Origin of the sequence: Salmonella sp. 32082101201600294FB01SM01, assembly GCF_017572865.1 — a bacterium.
Taxonomy (GTDB): Bacteria; Pseudomonadota; Gammaproteobacteria; order Enterobacterales; family Enterobacteriaceae; genus Salmonella; species Salmonella enterica.
On sequence record NZ_JAGESB010000001.1, the window covers coordinates 1,118,717 to 1,137,575 of the forward strand.

Annotated in this window: 22 protein-coding genes; 9 read left to right on the forward strand and 13 right to left on the reverse strand. The window is 52.2% G+C overall.

Translation table 11 applies throughout. The annotated features are described in order from the left end of the window. Positions 1 to 129 precede the first annotated feature (129 nt). Complete coding sequence (locus J4645_RS05450) at positions 130 to 771, forward strand: riboflavin synthase (RefSeq protein ID WP_000493971.1); 642 nt, start codon at positions 130 to 132, stop codon at positions 769 to 771. 41 nt (positions 772 to 812) lie between these two features. Here J4645_RS05450 and cfa read toward each other — a convergent pair whose 3' ends face one another. Then, complete coding sequence (gene cfa / locus J4645_RS05455) at positions 813 to 1,961, reverse strand: cyclopropane fatty acyl phospholipid synthase (RefSeq protein ID WP_000098879.1); 1,149 nt, start codon at positions 1,959 to 1,961, stop codon at positions 813 to 815. Positions 1,962 to 2,250: 289 nt separating this feature from the next. Continuing rightward, positions 2,251 to 3,456: a purine nucleoside transporter PunC gene (gene punC / locus J4645_RS05460; RefSeq protein WP_023214682.1), complete on the reverse strand. Its 1,206-nt coding sequence runs from the start codon at positions 3,454 to 3,456 to the stop codon at positions 2,251 to 2,253. 112 nt (positions 3,457 to 3,568) lie between these two features. Between punC and punR the strand changes: the two genes are divergently transcribed. After that, positions 3,569 to 4,501: a DNA-binding transcriptional activator PunR gene (gene punR, locus J4645_RS05465; RefSeq protein WP_000269512.1), complete on the forward strand. Its 933-nt coding sequence runs from the start codon at positions 3,569 to 3,571 to the stop codon at positions 4,499 to 4,501. Here the strand turns inward: punR and purR are convergent. Then, on the reverse strand, positions 4,498 to 5,523 hold the full coding sequence (gene purR / locus J4645_RS05470) for an HTH-type transcriptional repressor PurR (protein ID WP_000190992.1): 1,026 nt from the start codon (positions 5,521 to 5,523) through the stop codon (positions 4,498 to 4,500). The genes punR and purR overlap by 4 nt on opposite strands. Before the next feature lie 295 nt (positions 5,524 to 5,818). Here purR and J4645_RS05475 point away from each other — a divergent pair, with 295 nt between their 5' ends. Next, entirely contained in the window at positions 5,819 to 5,908 is a 90-nt protein-coding gene (locus tag J4645_RS05475) for a YnhF family membrane protein (protein WP_000102277.1), read from the forward strand. Positions 5,909 to 5,988: 80 nt separating this feature from the next. Here the strand turns inward: J4645_RS05475 and sodB are convergent, their stop codons facing one another. Then, positions 5,989 to 6,570, reverse strand: coding sequence for a superoxide dismutase [Fe] (gene sodB / locus J4645_RS05480; protein WP_000007294.1), 582 nt, complete (start codon positions 6,568 to 6,570; stop codon positions 5,989 to 5,991). 126 nt (positions 6,571 to 6,696) lie between these two features. Further along, a complete protein-coding gene (locus tag J4645_RS05485; RefSeq protein WP_023223549.1) occupies positions 6,697 to 7,518 on the reverse strand; it encodes a C40 family peptidase in 822 nt (273 codons plus the stop codon). 335 nt (positions 7,519 to 7,853) lie between these two features. Between J4645_RS05485 and grxD the strand changes: the two genes are divergently transcribed. After that, the gene (grxD, locus tag J4645_RS05490) at positions 7,854 to 8,201 is read left to right on the forward strand and encodes a monothiol glutaredoxin 4 (protein ID WP_000108176.1); all 348 of its coding nucleotides are present in this window, start codon (positions 7,854 to 7,856) and stop codon (positions 8,199 to 8,201) included. Between the two features lie 77 nt (positions 8,202 to 8,278). Here the strand turns inward: grxD and rnt are convergent, their stop codons facing one another. The 4 genes from rnt to J4645_RS05510 all read right to left on the reverse strand — a co-directional run bounded on the left by rnt (position 8,279) and on the right by J4645_RS05510 (position 11,258). Further along, positions 8,279 to 8,926: a ribonuclease T gene (gene rnt / locus J4645_RS05495; protein ID WP_208208944.1), complete on the reverse strand. Its 648-nt coding sequence runs from the start codon at positions 8,924 to 8,926 to the stop codon at positions 8,279 to 8,281. Positions 8,927 to 9,026: 100 nt separating this feature from the next. After that, positions 9,027 to 9,434, reverse strand: coding sequence for a lactoylglutathione lyase (gloA, locus tag J4645_RS05500; RefSeq protein WP_001237787.1), 408 nt, complete (start codon positions 9,432 to 9,434; stop codon positions 9,027 to 9,029). Positions 9,435 to 9,502: 68 nt separating this feature from the next. Continuing rightward, positions 9,503 to 10,600 carry an alkene reductase gene (locus J4645_RS05505; protein WP_000092927.1) on the reverse strand — a complete coding sequence of 366 codons (1,098 nt, stop codon included), beginning with the start codon at positions 10,598 to 10,600 and terminating at the stop codon, positions 9,503 to 9,505. 58 nt (positions 10,601 to 10,658) lie between these two features. Then, a complete protein-coding gene (locus J4645_RS05510; RefSeq protein WP_001041828.1) occupies positions 10,659 to 11,258 on the reverse strand; it encodes a TetR/AcrR family transcriptional regulator in 600 nt (199 codons plus the stop codon). Positions 11,259 to 11,360: 102 nt separating this feature from the next. Between J4645_RS05510 and J4645_RS05515 the strand changes: the two genes are divergently transcribed. From J4645_RS05515 to sodC2, 3 genes are all read left to right on the forward strand, one after another. Further along, positions 11,361 to 11,600 carry a DUF1289 domain-containing protein gene (locus tag J4645_RS05515; protein WP_001538148.1) on the forward strand — a complete coding sequence of 80 codons (240 nt, stop codon included), beginning with the start codon at positions 11,361 to 11,363 and terminating at the stop codon, positions 11,598 to 11,600. 50 nt (positions 11,601 to 11,650) lie between these two features. Beyond that, on the forward strand, positions 11,651 to 12,547 hold the full coding sequence (locus J4645_RS05520; RefSeq protein WP_001644508.1) for an aldo/keto reductase family oxidoreductase: 897 nt from the start codon (positions 11,651 to 11,653) through the stop codon (positions 12,545 to 12,547). Positions 12,548 to 12,626: 79 nt separating this feature from the next. After that, positions 12,627 to 13,148: a superoxide dismutase [Cu-Zn] SodC2 gene (gene sodC2, locus J4645_RS05525; RefSeq protein ID WP_000826820.1), complete on the forward strand. Its 522-nt coding sequence runs from the start codon at positions 12,627 to 12,629 to the stop codon at positions 13,146 to 13,148. Here the strand turns inward: sodC2 and J4645_RS05530 are convergent. From J4645_RS05530 to J4645_RS05540, 3 genes are read right to left on the reverse strand one after another with little or no spacing between them, the layout of a single operon-like run. Continuing rightward, positions 13,124 to 15,163, reverse strand: coding sequence for an FUSC family protein (locus J4645_RS05530; protein WP_023214683.1), 2,040 nt, complete (start codon positions 15,161 to 15,163; stop codon positions 13,124 to 13,126). The two genes, sodC2 and J4645_RS05530, sit on opposite strands and share 25 nt — an antisense overlap. Then, complete coding sequence (locus J4645_RS05535) at positions 15,163 to 16,023, reverse strand: HlyD family secretion protein (RefSeq protein WP_001518804.1); 861 nt, start codon at positions 16,021 to 16,023, stop codon at positions 15,163 to 15,165. The genes J4645_RS05530 and J4645_RS05535 overlap by 1 nt, the downstream gene beginning before the upstream one ends. 2 nt (positions 16,024 to 16,025) lie before the next feature. Beyond that, the gene (locus J4645_RS05540; RefSeq protein WP_000649755.1) at positions 16,026 to 16,262 is read right to left on the reverse strand and encodes a DUF1656 domain-containing protein; all 237 of its coding nucleotides are present in this window, start codon (positions 16,260 to 16,262) and stop codon (positions 16,026 to 16,028) included. A gap of 194 nt (positions 16,263 to 16,456) precedes the next feature. Here J4645_RS05540 and slyA point away from each other — a divergent pair, with 194 nt between their 5' ends. Next, positions 16,457 to 16,897 carry a transcriptional regulator SlyA gene (gene slyA, locus J4645_RS05545; RefSeq protein ID WP_000764550.1) on the forward strand — a complete coding sequence of 147 codons (441 nt, stop codon included), beginning with the start codon at positions 16,457 to 16,459 and terminating at the stop codon, positions 16,895 to 16,897. Between the two features lie 47 nt (positions 16,898 to 16,944). Here slyA and slyB read toward each other — a convergent pair whose 3' ends face one another. After that, on the reverse strand, positions 16,945 to 17,412 hold the full coding sequence (gene slyB / locus J4645_RS05550) for an outer membrane lipoprotein SlyB (protein ID WP_000597179.1): 468 nt from the start codon (positions 17,410 to 17,412) through the stop codon (positions 16,945 to 16,947). A gap of 272 nt (positions 17,413 to 17,684) precedes the next feature. Here slyB and anmK point away from each other — a divergent pair, with 272 nt between their 5' ends. Then, positions 17,685 to 18,806 (forward strand): anhydro-N-acetylmuramic acid kinase, encoded by a 1,122-nt coding sequence (gene anmK, locus J4645_RS05555; RefSeq protein WP_000835021.1) that lies wholly within the window; start codon positions 17,685 to 17,687, stop codon positions 18,804 to 18,806. Positions 18,807 to 18,859: the final 53 nt, after the last annotated feature.

Here is an 18,859-nt window from a genome sequence, read left to right on the forward strand (position 1 = left end):
TATTGTAGCGGGGTATTACTATTTCTCCAGCGAAAAAACAGTTGTTAACGGCGCATTGCTGGCAAGCTGTTTTTCCACCTGCTATTGTGCTGAACAGTTCTGCTTTTATTTATTTCAGGAGTTGAAGATATGTTTACGGGGATCGTACAGGGTACCGCGAAACTGGTATCGATTGATGAAAAACCCAACTTTCGCACCCATGTGGTGACGTTACCGGACTACATGCTGGAGGGGCTGGAGACGGGGGCGTCGGTAGCGCATAACGGATGCTGTTTGACGGTGACTGAAATAAACGGCAACCAGATAAGCTTTGATCTGATGAAAGAAACGTTGCGCATCACCAATCTGGGCGCGTTGAGGGTAGGTGATGAGGTCAACGTAGAGCGCGCCGCCAAATTCAGCGATGAAATCGGTGGTCATCTGATGTCGGGGCATATTATTACGACGGCGGAGATCGCGAAAATCCTGACCTCCGAAAATAACCATCAGGTGTGGTTTAAAGTGCAGGATGCGTCCCTGATGAAGTATATCCTGTATAAAGGCTTTATCGGCGTCGACGGCATCAGTTTGACCGTCGGCGAGGTAACGCCAACGCGCTTCTGCGTGCATCTCATTCCGGAAACGCTGGAACGTACTACGCTTGGCAGAAAAAAACTGGGTGAGCGTGTGAATATCGAGATCGATCCGCAAACGCAGGCGGTTGTTGATACCGTAGAACGCGTACTGGCTGCACGAGAAAATGCGGTCAGAAATCAGGCCGACATTGGCTAACGGAAAATAAGATTCCCCCGCATGAAATGCGGGGGAGATGATTAGCGAGGAACGCGCAGACCGTTTTCAACGCCGCGCGTAAATACCACCTGCCAAAGCTGGATATCACGCGCGCGAAACGCACCCGCGCAGGCGTTGAGATAATAGCTGAACATACGTTTAAAGCGCTCGTTATAATTGCCCGCAATCTCTGGCCAGGCATTGATAAAGCGCTCATGCCACGCCATCAGAGTCGTGTCATAGTCGGCGCCAAAGTTATGCCAGTCTTCCATTACAAAGTGTGATTCGCTGGCCTCGGCGATTTGACGAACAGACGGCAAACAACCGTTGGGGAAAATATACTTATTGATCCACGGATCGACATTATGATCGGTTTTTTTAGAACCAATAGTATGGAGCAGGAAAAGACCATCCGGTTTTAAATTCCTGTCAACAACCTCAAAATAGGTGTTGTAGTTTTTTGGCCCGACATGTTCGAACATACCGACGGAGACGATTCGGTCAAACTGATCGTTAAGGTCGCGATAATCTTCCAGGAGAATGGAGACATCCAGACCTTCGCAACGCGTCTGCGCCATTTTTTGTTGTTCAGCGGAGATCGTTACGCCCACCACGCTAACGCCATAATGGGTCGCCATATATTGCGACAGGCCGCCCCAGCCGCAGCCGATATCCAGCACACGCATCCCGGGTTGTAGCTGTAGCTTTTCGCAAATTAATTTCAGCTTGGCTTGCTGTGCCGCTTCCAGCGTATCGGCATCTTTCCAGTAGGCGCAAGAATATTGCATATAGGGATCGAGCATACGGGAAAAAAGGTCATTACCAAGATCGTAATGTTCCTTGCCGACAATCCAGGCGCGTTTTTTACTTTGTAGATTAATCAGACGCGCGCCGAGGATACGGAGCGTATCTTTAACATGGTGGGGGAGTTGATTTTCAAGACCGGCACGTAAGACTTTGCTGAAGAAAATATCCAGACGCTCGCATTCCCACCAGCCATCCATGTAACTCTCACCTAACCCCAACGATCCTTCCTGAAGGACGCGTTTAAAAAAATCGGGATTCTTAACACGAATGTCAGACGGGGCGGAACCATTAATTGTAATATCCGCGCGACTTAACAATTCGTTGGCGATTCGGTACCAGTTATCATCCGGTACGCTGACTTCTTCTATACACGATGAACTCATAGTTTCTCCATCACTGGACGGTGATCAGAACCTTAAAACAGCGTAGACGCTTTTTTGGCTTTGTGAGAAATCCCACGGGCAATTCCGTGAGCCAGTTATCCGACGTAGAACAGAGGAAGGGAGGAACCCTTGCCGAAAAGGCCATCCATGGTGAATCGGGAACGCTCCGGTTCCCGTTAATGCCTAATAATTATCGTAATATAAACAACCGTGAATCAGTATAGGCCGCAATTTTTGATGATTCAACCGAAAATTGTTAGCGTGCTAATTACCAGCGGTTAACAAGCTTTTAGTGAGACTTGTCGTGGGCGACATTGGCATGGTGAAATTCGGCCTCAGCGCACTCTGCATGAGACTGCATTTTGTAACCTAACGCCGCCAGAACAACGGTAGAGAGCATTACGCTGGTGGTGGTCAACAGCGGCGTGCTGATGAGCCATGAAACCACCAGGCTTGCCAGGAAACATAACCCCAGTTGCAGCGTATTTTGTAGCGCCGCAGCGCGCCCCGTGGCTTGAGGGAAAGGGCGTAACGCTTGCGCGACGACGATAGGGTAGATGGCGCCATTAGCAATCGCCATTACGCAGAAAGGAATCAGGATCTCCACCAGTGAGGCATTATTCAGAAGGCCCGCTCCCCAGGTGGCGATAACGCTCAGCGCGTACAGCCCTAACAGCCACGGAAGCAATTGGTAGCCCTGCCATTTTTGTAGCGCCGCGCGGCAACCATATCCGCCAATCAGAAAAGCGATGGTTTGCGGAACATAGCTTAGGCCAATCACTGCCGGGCTGTAACCCATCGCGCTGAGAATAAACGGGGATCCTGTTAGCCACGCAAAAAAGCTGGCGGAACAGGCGGCATAAATCAGCACATTACCGCGATAGGTTTTAGAGCGTAACAACGTCGCGAAAGTGAGTTTATCCTGTACCTCGGTACGCGCTTTTACCGATGGTTTTAAGCGCAGCGCTGGCAACATCAGCAACAACGTAATCACGAACAGGGTGGCGAAAATCGCCTGCCATGAGAAATGCGTCAGTATCCAGCTTCCCAGTAAGGGCGCAAGCGCCGGGGATAATCCCACCAGTGGCATGATCGTGGCGAAGATACGGTTAATTTTTTGCGAAGGATAATAATCGGTCACCAGCGCTTGCCAGATTACCGTTGCCGCACAAACGCCGACGGCCTGCACAAAGCGCAGCGTCAGCAGTGCTGCCGCGCTTTCTACCCACAGCATCCCCAGACTTCCGAGTGCAAAGATAGATAACCCCAGCAGTAAAATCGGTTTACGGCCATAACGATCCGATAGCGGTCCCCAGAGGAGTTGCGCGACGGCAAAGCCAGCTAAAAACAGGCTGAGGCTGGCGCTGACCGCGGCGGCAGGCGTTTGTAAATCCGCCTGTATGGCGGCAAACGCGGGCAGGTACATGTCCGTAGCCAGAAACCCCAGCACGCTAAGGCCGGCTAACCAGACTAAAAAACCTTTTCCAGGTTGCATATTTGTTTCTCTTTCTTATCAGACAGACATTGTCGCAGAGTGTAGGGAGTGAAATTACGGTTGTGAAACGTTAATATTTGTCCAGTGAATTCAAAATTTTTGTAGGCAAATTATGTGGTCGGAATACTCGCTTGAAGTGGTTGACGCCGTGGCGCGCAATGGCAGTTTTAGCGCGGCGGCGCAGGAACTGCACCGTGTGCCTTCAGCAGTCAGTTACACCGTTCGTCAGCTAGAGGAGTGGCTGGCCGTACCGCTTTTTGTACGACGTCACCGTGATGTTGAACTGACGCCTGCTGGCATCTGGTTTTTAAAAGAAGGGCGTTCTGTTATCAAAAAAATGCAGATCACTCGCCAGCAGTGTCAGCAAATTGCTAATGGCTGGCGCGGGCAGTTAGCTATTGCGGTGGACAATATCGTCAGACCAGAACGTACCCGGCAGATGATCGTCGATTTCTATCGCCATTTTGACGATGTGGAACTGCTGGTTTTTCAGGAGGTGTTTAACGGCGTCTGGGACGCGCTCTCCGACGGGCGTGTCGAACTGGCGATTGGGGCGACGCAGGCGATTCCGGTAGGGGGGCGTTACGCTTTTCGGGATATGGGGACCCTGAGCTGGAGCTGCGTAGTGGCAAGCGATCATCCGCTGGCGTCAATGCCTGGGCCGTTAAGCGACGATACCCTGCGCAACTGGCCGTCGCTGGTCAGGGAAGACACTTCGCGAACCTTACCGAAACGGATTACCTGGTTGCTGGATAACCAAAAAAGGGTCGTCGTACCGGACTGGGAGTCATCGGCAACCTGCCTGTCGGCAGGACTATGCGTGGGAATGGTGCCGACGCATTTTGCCCGACAGTGGATAGACAGCGGAAAATGGGTGGCGCTGACGTTAGAGAATCCGTTTCCCGATGCGGCCTGTTGCGTGACGTGGCAGCAAAACGAGGCCTCGCCCGCGCTGGCATGGCTGCTGGACTATTTGGGCGATAGCGAAACGTTGAATCGGGAGTGGCTTCGGGAGCCAGAAGAGGCTCCCGACTGCGGGGATTAACGCCGATAGTCGCGGAACGGGCCGTCAGCGACCGAGCGACGCTCAACCAGGCGTGGATGAACTTCAATAGACTGTGACTCTTCACGCTTATTGACGATGCGATCCAGTAGCATATTAAATGCGGTTTCGCCTAAAGAGTCTTTGGGCTGGTGAATCGTCGTCAGCGCCGGGGTAAAGAAACGGGCGTTACGCACATTGTCATAACCGATCACCGAAACGTCCTGCGGTACGCGAAGCCCCATTTCGTCAGCCGCGCAAAGCGCGCCCATCGCCATAATATCGCCGCCGCAGAAAACGGCGGTAGGGCGGTGTGACTGCGATAAAATTTGCTGCATCGCGTGGTAACCGGATTCCGGCTCGAAGTCGCCCTGAACAATCCAGTTGTCCGGCACGTTGATCAGCGCCTCCTCCATGGCTTTCATGAAGCCTGCCAGCCGGCCCGCGCCGGTGTTGCGCTCCAGCGGGCCGGGAATAACGCCAATATCCCGGTGGCCGCGCTCAACCAGATAACGACCCGCCATATAGCCGCCTGCAAAGGCGTTATCAATCACCGTGTCGGTAAAATCGGCCTTCGCCTCACCCCAGTCCATCACCACCATCGGAATATGGCGATACTCTTCCAGCATGGAAAGCAGAGGTTCTGGATACTCAGAACACATCACCAGCAGGCCATCCACGCGCTTTTGCGCCATCATGGATAGGTAGGCGCGCTGTTTTTCCAGGTTATTCCAGGCGTTGCCTAAAATCAGCGTATAGCCTTTCTGGAAACAGTTTTTTTCAACCGCCTCGATAATTTCGGCAAAATAGGCCGCTTCGCTGCTGGTCGCCAGTAAGCCTATCGACTTGGTATGGTTAACCTTCAGGCTACGCGCGACGGCGCTGGGAGAGTAGTGCAGCTCTTTAATTGCCGCCCAGACCGCGTTACGCGTTTCTTCAGCGACAAAACGCGTTTTGTTGATTACGTGTGATACAGTTGTAGTGGAAACGTTTGCCCGTTTCGCTACATCTTTAATTGTTGCCATTACATTTCACTCCAGACCCTCGCTAAGCTCCTGAGAAACGCCAGGTAAACGTTTGCCTACACACACCCTAATCGCAACATCAGGGTTGCGGCACGCCGGAAAAACGACACGGAACGTCAGGAAGGGGTCAATGGCCGTTACGCTAATTCAGTAAGCCTGGAATTTTGTCTGATCTTGAGGAAAAGGGGAAGCGTTAAAAACAGTTATCAATATAAAACATGAGAGATTTTTGTGCGGGAATGTGCAAAAATGCGCTATATCACTTTTTGTGTGGGAATAAAAAGGAGAAAACTTGATGAGTACCGACCTGAAATTTTCGTTGATTACTACGCTGATTGTTCTGGGCGTGATTGTCGCAGGTGGATTAACGGCCGCTCTGCACTGATTTCCTCTCTTCTGAGGGGGGCGTCTCCTCTGTCTATCCCTCTCTAAAACGCAGAAGGCGTACCTTCTGCGTACTCAGACTTATGCGGCGAGATTTTTCGCAACAAATTCCCAGTTAACCAGCGCCCAGAAATGCTCCAGATAGTTTGGACGGGCGTTGCGGTAGTCGATGTAATACGCGTGTTCCCACACATCAACCGTCAGCAACGGCGTTGCATCCGTAGTCAGCGGCGTACCGGCATTTGAGGTAGAAACGATAGCCAGTTTGCCATCAGCGCTTTTTACCAGCCATGTCCATCCGGAACCAAAGTTTTTGATAGCGGCATCGGTGAACTGCGCTTTAAATTCCGCGAAGCTGCCAAAAGATGCCGCGATAGCATCAGCCAGTTTCCCGGTCGGTTCGCCGCCAGCGTTTGGCGCCAGGCAGTTCCAGTAGAAGGTGTGGTTCCACACCTGAGCGGCGTTATTAAAGATACCGCCTTCGGAGGCGCGCACGATCTCTTCCAGCGATTTGCCTTCAAACGCCGTGCCTTTGATCAAATTGTTAAGATTGGTCACGTAAGTCTGATGATGTTTGCCATAGTGATATTCCAGCGTCTCGGCAGAAATATGCGGCGCCAGAGCATCTTTGGCATACGGTAATGCAGGTAATTCGAACGACATTGCTTCTCTCCTTATTATTAATATTGCGCACGCACAATAACCCTGGTGCGCGTAAGGATAGGGTAGCAAATTGAGAGGTGGCGCAAAAGAAGAAGTTATCCTGTCGTTAAACGACAGGATAAAATATTAGCGAATTGTTTTAGGCGTCATCACCCGGCGGGCGCCGACATAATGACGTTGCCAGTATTCTTCGTTCAGTGAGGTGATCTTAATTTCCTGACCGCTGCGCGGGGACTGAATAAACTTACCGTTGCCGACATAGACGCCAACGTGATCGGCGGTGCCGCGCCCCTGCGTACGAAAGAACACCAGATCGCCGTTTTTCAACTCGCTACGCTCAATGGGCGCCGCGTCACGCAGGTGATACATCTCATTCGCCGTTCGGGGGATACGGATCTTCACTAAATCTTTATAGGCATAATAAACCAGACCGCTGCAATCAAAACCGGTGCGCGGCGACGCGCCTCCCCAGTGATACGGTTTACCAATCTGATTCATGAGTTTGGACATCGCGGTTTTCGTCGCTTTTTGTACTTTTGCACGATGCGCATCGGCAATAGAGACCGGCAATGTTCCTTTCCCCTTCACGCAGTGCGGCTTACGGCCTTTACGCGTCGTGCATTTTTCCGTTACGTCGAGGGCGGCGATTGACGTGGGCGCGGTTCTGTTACGACGATGCGTCGTATGACGAGATTTCGTGGAGGCGGTGGTACGTTTTGGCGTAGAAGCGGAAGAAGAACGGCTGGTTTTTGAGGTTTTTTTTACGTTTTTTTTGTTGGTCTTACTGATCTTTTTCGTTGTGCTTTTCTTTTTATCTGCCGTTTTCGTGACATGAGAAACAGCAGGCGTCGCTTTGGCTTGCCTGGAAGCATGGGCCATTGGCGTAAAAGGGAGAGTAGTAAAAAGTAAAGCACAGAGCGTGATCGAGATTTTGTTTATCCGCGCCACTGAGCAATCCTCTGTTAAAGGCAGGCGATTCATGCCTGCGTATGATTTACAAAACCTGATAATTCTAATCTACAAAAGCACAGATTGGTAATTGCTTTTGGTTTCTGAAGCTGTGTTTCGTTAACAGATGTAAAAAAAATAGCAATTAATGCTAAATACGAACGCGTTATCTACAAATCACTGCGTGGCAACCCGCTTAAAAGATATTTTGTATACAACTTATTCCCGCAGACGGTAAAATAATAAGGCATGAGGAAAATGTTATTTTCCGTTGCCAGCCTGACCCGTTACAATGACAGGCTTCAGTCGTAAAAGTAGTTTAAGGAAGCGAGACAATGAGCACCACTATCGAAAAAATTCAGCGCCAGATCGCTGAAAACCCGATTCTCCTGTATATGAAAGGTTCACCGAAACTGCCAAGCTGTGGTTTCTCTGCGCAGGCCGTTCAGGCGCTTTCAGCCTGCGGGGAACGTTTTGCCTATGTTGATATCCTGCAAAACCCGGATATTCGCGCTGAATTACCGAAATACGCCAACTGGCCGACATTCCCACAACTGTGGGTGGACGGCGAGCTGGTCGGCGGGTGTGATATTGTGATTGAAATGTATCAGCGTGGTGAGTTGCAGCAGCTTATTAAAGAAACTGCGGCAAAATATAAAACTCAGGAGCCGGACGCAGAGTAATCTGTGAAAGGAGAAAGCGACCTGTAAAGGTCGCTTTTTTACTGCCATCGTGAGCAAGAGTGGCGTTGTTAGCCTCGTTATTTGTCCGTCGGCAAAGGTAACGGCCAGCCGCCCAGGCGCTTCCAGCGATTGACGATTTCACAAAACAGCACCGCTGTCCGCTCGGTATCATACAAAGCGGAATGGGCCTTTTCGCCGTAAAACTCCATACCTGCCGCCAGGCACGCTTTTGATAACACCGTTTGTCCCAGCGCCAGTCCGCTCAATGCCGCGGTATCAAAGGTGACGAACGGATGAAACGGGTTACGTTTCAGCGAGGCGCGCTCTGCGGCGGCCATCATAAAACTGTGATCAAAAGTGGCGTTATGCGCGACCATAATGGCGCGGCTACAACCGCTTTCTTTGATACCTTTACGCACCATTTTGAAAATAGCGTGTAGCGCCTCATATTCACTCACCGCGCCGCGTAGCGGGTTAGAGGGATCGATACCGTTAAACGCGAGCGCTTCCGGCTGTAAGTTGGCTCCAGCGAATGGCTCCACATGGAAATGCAGCGTCATGTCCGGCATCAGCCAGCCTTGTTCATCCATTTTCAGCGTGATGGCGGCGATTTCGAGCAGCGCATCGGTTTTAGCGTTAAATCCTGCAGTTTCAACGTCGATGACGACAGGATAAAAACCACGAAAACGGTCGCACAGACCGGAAAGTTGAGCGTTATCGGACATCTGAGTCTCTTAATACGAAAAAATGCAGCGCGTATTATGGCAAATTTTACGCCGGGATGCAGTAAAACAACGGGCGCAGTGACCTGCGCCCGGCGGGGGATCAGTTACCCAGACCGCGGCCTGCGTCTTTAGCTTCAATCAATTCGATTTTATAGCCATCCGGATCTTCAACGAAGGCGATGATGGTCGAACCGCCTTTTACCGGCCCCGCTTCACGGGTCACGTTGCCGCCGTTCTGACGAATGCGTTCACAGGCTTCAGCAGCATTGTCAACGCTCAGCGCGATATGCCCGTACGCATTACCCATGTCGTAGCTCTCAACGCCCCAGTTATAGGTTAGTTCGATGACCGCTTCTTCCGTTTCCGGACCATATCCCACAAAGGCCAGCGAGTATTTGTATTCCGGATTCTCACTGGTACGCAGCAATTTCATGCCCAGAACGTTAGTGTAAAAAGCGATGGAACGCTGCAAATCGCCGACGCGCAGCATAGTATGCAATAAACGCATTTTCGTTGTCCTTAAAATAGTCAAGATATTCAAAGTATAGCGGCGATGTGAGGCCGCTATCAATGAAATTACAGAGTAGGGTAGTCAGTGTAGCCTTCCGCGCCGCCGCCATAAAAACTTTCGGGACGCTGTGGATTGAGTTTCGCTTTACATTGCAGACGCGCTACCAGATCCGGGTTAGCGATGTAATCGCGACCAAACGCCACGGCGTCAATCAGCCCTTTTTCGATCAGATCTTCCGCTTTTTCTGGCGTATAGGCGCCAGCGCCGATGATGGGACCGTGGAAACGTGCGCGCACTTTTTCACGGAACGCGTCGCTGTACGGTTCGCCGCCCGCCCAGTCTGGTTCAGACATATGCAGATAAGCAATGCCGCGTTTGCCTAACGCTTCAATCAGATAAAGGGCGTCAGCCTCTTCATTCGGGCCGTTATCGACATTCTGGAAAGTGCCGACAGGAGAAAGGCGGATGCCGATACGGTCCGCGCCCCATTCCTTAATGCCGGCATCAACCACTTCCAGCACCAGACGGGCGCGATTCTCTACGCTGCCGCCGTACTGATCGGTACGGTGATTAGAAGACGGCGAGAGGAACTGGTGCAGCAGATAACCGTGCGCGGAGTGCAGCTCCACCAGATCGAAGCCTGCCTCTCGGGCATTGGCGATAGCCTGGCGGAAATCGTTGACGATCCCTGGAATCTCGTGAGTATCCAGCGCGCGCGGCGTGGAAGTCTCTACGCGGATGGCCTGGCCGTTTTCATCACGCAAAGAGGTGCGGGTTCCCGCATTGATAGCGGATGGCGCGACGGGCGCTTGTCCGCCTGGTTGCAGGCTGGCGTGTGAAATACGGCCCGTATGCCACAGTTGCACCGCCATATGGCCGCCCTGGGCATGGACTCCCTGAGTGATTTTTTTCCAGGCGGCGATCTGCTCATCGCTGTGTAATCCCGGTGCGCCGGCATAACCTTTCGCCTGTGCGGAGATTTGTGTGGCTTCGCTGATGATCAATCCGGCGCTGGCGCGTTGACGGTAATATTCCGCCATTAACGGCGTAGGAATGTCGCCCGGTTCAATACTCCGCAAACGCGTCAAAGGCGCCATAAATACGCGATTTGTCGCCGTGATGGCACCCACCTTGAGGGGGGTAAACAATTTTGCTGATGACATAGTGGCTCCTGATATAAGTAGACCGGTCGTCTTGTAATAAAGGAAATAAAAACGCCTGTTACTGCTCAGGCGTTGCAATGATGGTCTTAACATGCGCCAACGCATTTTCCAGCGGCGCGGCGCTACGGGATATTTTGGCCTGCAAATTGGCGCCCAGCCACAGGGCATAAAGTACCTGCGCCTGTGGCAACGGCTGGCCGGTGAAATGTAAACAGTGGCTATTACGGCCATCTTCCAGCGCGCGTGCAAGCAGTGCCATGATCTCCTGCGCCCCTTTATCCATCGTAGAGCGCATATCCTCCGACAGATCGCAGACCTCCGCTGACAGTTTCACCGTCAGGCAACCGCTGATGGCGCCTTGCTGGCAAAACTGATTTAACGTTTCCTGATACCAGGCGAGAAGACGATCGCGATGATTACCGGGACCGGAGGTGAAGTGCGCCGTAAGACGCTGATGATAGCAGGCATAATGTCGCTCAAGCATGGCGACGCCGAAGGCTTCTTTCGAGCGAAAGTAGTGATAAAACGACCCTTTAGGCACCTGGGCGGTTTTGAGCAACTCGCTAAGCCCCATGCCGGTAAAACCCCGCTGCATACAAAGCTGCTCGCCGGTGGCCAGCAGATGTTCGCGGGTATCGTGTTCGGTTTGCTTATTCATAGCAGGCAGTATAGTAGACCAGTCGGTCTACTGCAAGCAGAGTTGCCATAATGTCAGTTAGCGTCTTCAATAGTCATAAGCGCCAAACGTTGAGGAGGGGATGTGGCCGAGCAGTTGGAGTTTTTTCCTGTAGCAAGCCCATGTCGCGGTATCTGTCAGTCTGATGAGCGTGGCTTTTGTCGGGGCTGTATGCGCAGCCGCGACGAACGGTTTAACTGGCAAAAAATGAGCGATGCCGAGAAACAAAATGTACTGCGGCTTTGTCGCCAGCGTTTCTTGCGTAAAATACGCGCAAACAAGCCTCTCCCATCGGAAGATCCTCAACAACCTTCACTCTTTTAAACGCGGAATTGCGTATACTCAACCTCATTATTCTCTATGAGGAATCTGTTATGGTTCAGCGTATCACCATCGCTCCACAAGGCCCGGAGTTTTCGCGTTTTGTCATGGGTTACTGGCGTCTGATGGACTGGAATATGTCCGCGCGTCAGTTAGTGAGTTTTATCGAAGAACATCTGGATTTGGGCGTCACTACCGTTGACCATGCGGACATTTATGGCGGTTATCAGTGCGAAGCGGCGTTTGGCGAGGCGCTAACGCTGGTGCCGCATTTGCGGGAAAAACTGCAAATCGTTACCAAATGCGGTATTGCGACCACCGCCAGAGCGGAAAATAGGCTCGGTCATTATATTACCGATCGCCGCCATATTATTCTGAGCGCCGAACAGTCATTAAAAAATCTGGCGACAGATTATCTGGATATGTTGTTAATTCACCGTCCCGATCCGTTAATGGATGCGGATGACGTCGCCGAGGCGTTTCAACATCTACATCAAAGCGGCAAAGTGCGCCATTTTGGCGTTTCTAATTTTACGCCAGCGCAATTTACGTTGCTGCAATCGCGCCTGCCGTTCACCCTGGCGACCAATCAGGTGGAGATCTCGCCGGTTCATCAGCCTTTGTTGCTGGACGGCACATTAGATCAATTACAGCAACTGCGTATTCGTCCGATGGCCTGGTCATGTCTTGGCGGCGGTCGGCTGTTTAATGATGAGGCTTATCAGCCGTTGCGCCAGGAACTTTCCGTTATCGCGCAAGAACTCAACGCCAGTTCTATTGAACAGGTGGTCTATGCCTGGATTTTACGTTTGCCGTCGCAGCCGCTGCCGATTATTGGCTCGGGTAAAATCGAACGCGTACGCGCCGCACTAGAAGCGGAAACGCTGTCATTGTCGCGTCAACAGTGGTTCCGAATCCGCAAGGCGGCACTGGGTTATGACGTGCCGTAATCGCCAACTCGTTGACTTTCCGTTCATGTTTTCGCCAGTGGTTTACACTTAACAGACGACCACATGTAACGGAGGTTTTATGAAGCGATTAAGTTTAGCGATGGTGACGCTGCTGGCCTGTGCGGGTGCGCAGGCCGCCAGCGAGAAAGTAGAGATGAACCTGGTGACGGCGCAAGGCGTAGGACAGTCTATCGGCACCGTCGTCATCGATGAAACCGAAGGCGGCTTAAAATTTACCCCACACCTTAAAGCGTTACCGCCGGGCGAGCATGGTTTTCACATTCATGCCAACGGTAGCTGCCAGCCCGCGATTAAAGACGGCAAAGCAGTTGCCGCAGAGGCCGCTGGTGGTCATCTGGACCCACAAAATACCGGCAAGCATGAAGGACCGGAAGGCCAGGGGCATCTGGGCGACCTCCCGGTGTTAGTCGTTAATAATGATGGTATCGCCACCGAACCGGTTACTGCGCCGCGTCTGAAGTCTCTTGATGAAGTGAAAGATAAAGCGCTCATGATCCATGTGGGCGGCGATAACATGTCCGATCAGCCGAAACCGCTCGGCGGCGGCGGAATGCGTTACGCCTGCGGCGTCATTAAATAACCCGGAGACAGTGTTCCCTGCGCTGGAGCCTGTTCCAGCTGCGACAGCGAACAGTGTAAACGCCAGATAATCGCCGCCAGCTCATGCGCGGCGGGTTGATGATGATGTGCGAGCGTGTCGCAGATACGCTGCAGTTCCTGTAGCGTGACGGCAAGCGGGCGTTGCTGCACGCCGCGCTCGCTCATCACATCACGCAGCAGGGATATACAAATATCCCGCACCCGGGAAAGCGGATCGGAACGCGACTCCCAGGCGCGCAGCTGCCACACCACATGCGAGCAGTTCAGCAGTACCACTCCCCAACGTAATAACCACCGGCGCGCCAGCGCATCCTGGCTATTGCTGAGCTGACTGACGTGATGATAGGTCAGCGATTCAAACTCGCTTTCGCTATGGGAAGGATGACGGCTAAGCTGATCGACGAAATCCCGGCGTAGCGCGCGGATATGGCGGCGACTTTTTACGGCATCGGAACCGGGGCGCAAAATCGCAAACGCCAGCCAGGAAATCGCGACGCCGACAATCTTGGCGGTATTATCGTTAAGGAAGTCGGCGAAGTCGTACACCGGCGGATTGGTCACGGCGATGAATGAGCCCATAAAAACGATAAGCTGCCCCCACAGTCCCGCCAGCTTAGGCATCTGCAGTTTAAGCAGTTGCATCGTGACGAACAGCGGAAAAAGGAAAAGCAAGAATTGCCACAGATCGGTGATTTGCACCATCAGGCCAAATTTCACCACGAAGCTGAATAAGGACAGCAGCACTAAAGTTCGCATCAATAAGGTGAGCGACTTAAACGGCGTGGCGACGATGGAGTAGAGGACACAACTGATCGCCGCCAGGGTTAATGCGCCGGGCCCGGATTCCCATTGCGCGCCAATACTCCAGGCGCCAATCACCGTGAGCGTGCAAAAGGTACGCACGCCGCTCCAGATGGCCTCTGCGTTATCCGTATGCCGCGCAAGGCCGGGAGTGCGGCGGATATGGATTTGATCCACCGGCGCGCCGCTTTCGATCAGATATAACTGACGGCTGCTGCGCAGATATAAGTGGCAAAAATAGCGTAATCGCTGCCAGAACGCGAGGTGACGATAATCCTGTTGATCCTGCGGGCGTAGCGGCGCAATAATCCGCGCCACGGTGTAGCTGTCCGCGCGCGGTTTTGCCAACTCAGCTAAGAGTTGTTCAATGACTTCGCGGCTGTTTTCCGGCGGCGTCGGCCAGTTTAAAAGCATTCTACGCAGACTGGAGATCACGCTGGTTAGCCGTAATTGCTGGTGTAACAATGCATTTAGCAATGCATTCTGGCGGCGAAAACGGTAGTGACTCCAGAAGGCCTGAATACGCAGCAGGTTCATGGTCAGAATTTGCCCAATCACGCCCTCATGCGCGGAGCGGATGGCGTCGGTAGTCTCCGGCTGCCAAAGTAGACTGGCATGTTCCAGCAAGCGCGCATGCATGTTTTTCAACGCGGTGAGCAGGGCAGTGCCATCCGATGTGCTGGGTAGGATCATCATCATCATGCCGCCACAGAGGATGCCGACGATAACTTCACATACACGTGCCTGGGCGATATCCCACAACTGCGTGATTTCTACAATATTAACCATCGGGAACGCGATGATTGCCGCCGTGTAGCCGGACAACTGGAAAGCATAAGCGGCATTATTGGTAAAATGCGCGCAGGCCCAGGTACAAAAACCGATCCAGGCAGCCATGCTAAATAAGAACAACCAGGGTTCATTCAGCGTATGGCCGGCAATAATTAACGCGGCGGTCGCGCCGAGTAAACTCCCGGCAATACGCCCCAGACTTTTACTGATTACGCCGCCTACGGTCGGAAAGCTCACCACTGCGGCCGAAGTCATCGCCCAGTAGGGCTCATCCAGATTGAGATAATAAGCGAATGTCAGCGCGAGACACATAGCAATGGTATTGCGCAACGCGTAACGCCACTGGCCGGAGGTCGCTTTAAACCAGGGCGTATTTCGCAGGGCCGGCAGGGAGAGTTTCATTACCGCTGTCCAATGGCTACGCTGCAGGTAGTGCCGGAGACGAGCGTGATATCCTGCGGCAAAGCGTCAAATTCGATACGTACCGGTACGCGTTGCGCCAGACGTACCCACGGTACGTTGGGTTTGATATCGGGCACTAAACCGGAGTCGCTTTCCACGCTTTGGTCGTAAATAGCGCGCCCGATGCTGCCAACGTGACCCTGTAACTTAATATTGCCACTATACAGTGTTATTAATGCAGGCTCACCTTCGCGGATATGGCGTAGTTTGGTTTCTTCGAAATATCCCATTACATAAAATGAATGGCTATCTACCAGGGCGAAAAGCGGCTTACCGGTACTGGCATAATCACCGGTACGTGTGGAAAGGTTGGTCACCCAGCCGGATACCGGCGCTTTTACTTCCGTCTGGCTAAGCTGCCACTGCGCCTGTTTTAACGTCGCCAGTGCGACATCTACGCTGGCCTGCATCGCTTTAACATTCAGATTGGCGCTATCCAGATCTTCAGCAGAGATGTAGTTACGCGATAAATGTCGACGTCGATCGGCTTCATTATTCGCTTTTGCCAGATCGGACTGCGCTTTGGCCAACTGCGCCTGCGCGTTAAGTTCTGCAATATGGAAGGGCGTTTTATCAATGACAAAGAGAACGTCCCCGGCGTTGACGAACTGATTATCTTTGATATTGAGTTGGGTAATGCTGCCAGAAACCTGCGGCGTTACGCTGACCTGTTCCGCGCGGATTTTACCATCGCGTGTCCACGGTGACTGCATATAGTAATTCCATAACCACCACGCGGCCAGAACGGCGACGACGGCGACAATGAGAGTAGAAAAATATTTTATTGTTTTTAACGACATATTTACCACGCGATCAGTAAAACGAGGCCCAGACATACGCAAAGCGTAAAGAGGGAGAGATCCATTAACAGGGGATGCCAGATTTCATCAGAGTATATCCGGTCACGCAGGAGTCGGTGAATAAACAACCAGATAACGAACCCAAGCGCAAAGGCTTTAAAGAATGGCGGAAAGTAAACAGATGCTCCCAACATGAGATCTTGTAAGGGCAATCCTGTGGCGTTGAGTATACACTTCACAAGCAATGTTCCTTTGCGTCAGACATCGATGCTTTAGTTTTAGCCAAAACTGAAGCTACAGGTGCCAGGTGCGCACTATGTCTGAAAAAATGTCTATTGGTAAGCAAATTTAGCAATACATTTGTTTTGAGAATACAAATACTGCACACTATTCTAAAATCAGCATAATAACTTAGCAAGCTAATTATAAGGAGATGAAATTGGAATCGCCACTAGGTTCTGATCTGGCACGGTTAGTGCGCATTTGGCGTGCTCTGATTGACCATCGCCTCAAGCCTCTGGAATTGACGCAGACACATTGGGTCACGTTGCACAATATTCATCAATTGCCGCCTGACCAGTCGCAGATTCAATTGGCTAAAGCGATAGGCATTGAGCAGCCATCGCTGGTACGCACGTTGGATCAACTTGAAGATAAGGGGCTAATTTCGCGGCAAACCTGCGCCAGCGATCGTCGCGCTAAGCGCATTAAACTGACCGAGAAAGCGGAGCCGCTGATCGCTGAGATGGAAGCGGTCATTCATAAAACGCGCGGTGAAATTTTGGCTGGGATTTCTTCAGAGGAGATTGAGATTCTGATTAAACTTATCGCCAAGCTTGAACACAACATTATGGAATTGCACTCTCACGATTGAGGTGCAGGGGCATACGTGTGGCCATGTGACCACACGTAAAGCCTGGTTTAGCGTGGAGAGACAGTAACCTGGCTGCCATTGCTGGCCAGCACGACACGCTGACCTGCCGAGAAACGCGTATTTCCTTGTTTCTGCACAACCATAATGGTGTTGCCATCGTCTTTACGAATTTCCAGTTCCACACCCTGGGTTTTATTCATTGCGCTCTGGACGCCCTGGCCCGCTACGCCGCCAGCCACCGCGCCTGCCGCGGTCGCCAGTGAACGACCCGTACCGCCGCCGATAGTGTTGCCGAGGAATCCGCCCAACACCGCGCCGCCGATAGCGCCAATCACGTTAGAATCATCACCGCCCTGAATTTGAACCGGACGAACGTTAACGATAGTACCGTACGTTACATTCTGAACTTGTTTAGCCTCGGATGCGGTATAAACATCACCCGAAAGGCTATCATTGTTAACACACCCCGCTAAGGATAACCCCATCAGTGAAACGGCCAGTACACGTTTAATCATTTACCCATCTCCTGTTCTTCACGAAACGCTATTTCAGCATCCCTATAGCTAAATTATATGGCATTTATGCAGTTAAGGTCATATCTTCTGCCAAAAGAATGTAAAAATCATAATCAGAAGTTAATTAACTAATCTTAAACGAAGTGGGAAGCAAGAAAAGATAGGTCATTGATATCCGTGGACGGCACGGCAAAAAACGTGACGCGGGCATCGCATTGCAAAATACGTTATGCCGAGTGTTAAGGCTTAACCCAGCTTAATAAGGAAGAGGTATGAAATCGGGCCGTTTTATTGGCGTTATGTCCGGGACCAGCCTTGATGGCGTGGATGTTGTACTGGCGGCAATTGATGAAACCATGGTTGCGCAACAGGCAAGTCTCACCTGGCCCATTCCCGTTCATCTGAAAAAAGGCATTCTCGATATTTGCCAGGGACAACCGCTTACGCTCTCGCAACTCGGCCAGCTGGATACCCAGTTAGGCCGGCTTTTTGCACAGGCGGTTAATGCGCTGTTAGCGCAACAACGTTTGCAGCCGCGGGATATCGTCGCCATTGGTTGTCATGGGCAAACGGTCTGGCATGAGCCGACCGGCGAGGCCCCGCATACGCTGCAAATTGGCGATAATAATCACATCGTCGCCCATACGGGGATTACAGTGGTCGGCGATTTTCGGCGGCGGGATATTGCGCTGGGCGGACAAGGCGCGCCGCTGGTGCCCGCTTTCCATCACGCGCTGTTGGGACATCCGACGGAAAAACGTATGGTCCTGAATATCGGCGGCATCGCCAATTTATCTCTGCTTTTCCCCGGACAGGCGGTGCGCGGGTACGACACGGGGCCGGGTAATATGTTGATGGATGCGTGGATTTGGCGACAATGCGCGCAGCCCTACGACAAAGATGCGGCATGGGCGAAAGAAGGTCAGGTTATTCTTCCCTTGCTGCAAAAGATGTTGCGCGATCCGTACTTTGCTGCGTCGGCGCCCAAAAGTACAGGACGCGAATATTTCAACTATGGCTGGTTAGAACGTCATCTTACGGCTTTCCCTGGTGCAGACGCGCGCGATGTGCAGGCCACGCTGGCTGAGCTGACGGCGGTCTCCATCGCCCAACAGGTGCTGCTCAATGGCGGCTGCGAGCGGCTGATGGTCTGTGGCGGTGGAAGCCGGAATCCGTTAGTGATGGCCCGTCTGGCGGCGTTGTTGCCCGGTATCGAGGTTTCGACCACCGATAAGGCGGGGATTAGCGGCGATGATATGGAAGCGCTGGCCTTTGCATGGCTTGCCTGGCGAACGCTCGCGGGCCTGCCGGGAAATTTACCTTCCGTGACGGGGGCTACAGAAGCCAGTGTTTTAGGCGCTATTTACCCGGCTAACCCAATAACTCAGAGTTAACTGAATTTTTCCCGGACCCTATATCGGTAAACTAGCAAGGTCAGGAAGGGGCG

Coding starts and splice junctions, on each gene's coding strand:
- J4645_RS05450 (WP_000493971.1), top strand. CDS start 130: ATGTTTACGGGGATCGTACAGGGTACCGCGAAACTGGTATCGATTGAT.
- cfa (WP_000098879.1), bottom strand. CDS start 1,961: ATGAGTTCATCGTGTATAGAAGAAGTCAGCGTACCGGATGATAACTGG.
- punC (WP_023214682.1), bottom strand. CDS start 3,456: ATGCAACCTGGAAAAGGTTTTTTAGTCTGGTTAGCCGGCCTTAGCGTG.
- punR (WP_000269512.1), top strand. CDS start 3,569: ATGTGGTCGGAATACTCGCTTGAAGTGGTTGACGCCGTGGCGCGCAAT.
- purR (WP_000190992.1), bottom strand. CDS start 5,523: ATGGCAACAATTAAAGATGTAGCGAAACGGGCAAACGTTTCCACTACA.
- J4645_RS05475 (WP_000102277.1), top strand. CDS start 5,819: ATGAGTACCGACCTGAAATTTTCGTTGATTACTACGCTGATTGTTCTG.
- sodB (WP_000007294.1), bottom strand. CDS start 6,570: ATGTCGTTCGAATTACCTGCATTACCGTATGCCAAAGATGCTCTGGCG.
- grxD (WP_000108176.1), top strand. CDS start 7,854: ATGAGCACCACTATCGAAAAAATTCAGCGCCAGATCGCTGAAAACCCG.
- rnt (WP_208208944.1), bottom strand. CDS start 8,926: ATGTCCGATAACGCTCAACTTTCCGGTCTGTGCGACCGTTTTCGTGGT.
- gloA (WP_001237787.1), bottom strand. CDS start 9,434: ATGCGTTTATTGCATACTATGCTGCGCGTCGGCGATTTGCAGCGTTCC.
- J4645_RS05505 (WP_000092927.1), bottom strand. CDS start 10,600: ATGTCATCAGCAAAATTGTTTACCCCCCTCAAGGTGGGTGCCATCACG.
- J4645_RS05510 (WP_001041828.1), bottom strand. CDS start 11,258: ATGAATAAGCAAACCGAACACGATACCCGCGAACATCTGCTGGCCACC.
- J4645_RS05520 (WP_001644508.1), top strand. CDS start 11,651: ATGGTTCAGCGTATCACCATCGCTCCACAAGGCCCGGAGTTTTCGCGT.
- sodC2 (WP_000826820.1), top strand. CDS start 12,627: ATGAAGCGATTAAGTTTAGCGATGGTGACGCTGCTGGCCTGTGCGGGT.
- J4645_RS05530 (WP_023214683.1), bottom strand. CDS start 15,163: ATGAAACTCTCCCTGCCGGCCCTGCGAAATACGCCCTGGTTTAAAGCG.
- J4645_RS05535 (WP_001518804.1), bottom strand. CDS start 16,023: ATGTCGTTAAAAACAATAAAATATTTTTCTACTCTCATTGTCGCCGTC.
- slyA (WP_000764550.1), top strand. CDS start 16,457: ATGAAATTGGAATCGCCACTAGGTTCTGATCTGGCACGGTTAGTGCGC.
- slyB (WP_000597179.1), bottom strand. CDS start 17,412: ATGATTAAACGTGTACTGGCCGTTTCACTGATGGGGTTATCCTTAGCG.
- anmK (WP_000835021.1), top strand. CDS start 17,685: ATGAAATCGGGCCGTTTTATTGGCGTTATGTCCGGGACCAGCCTTGAT.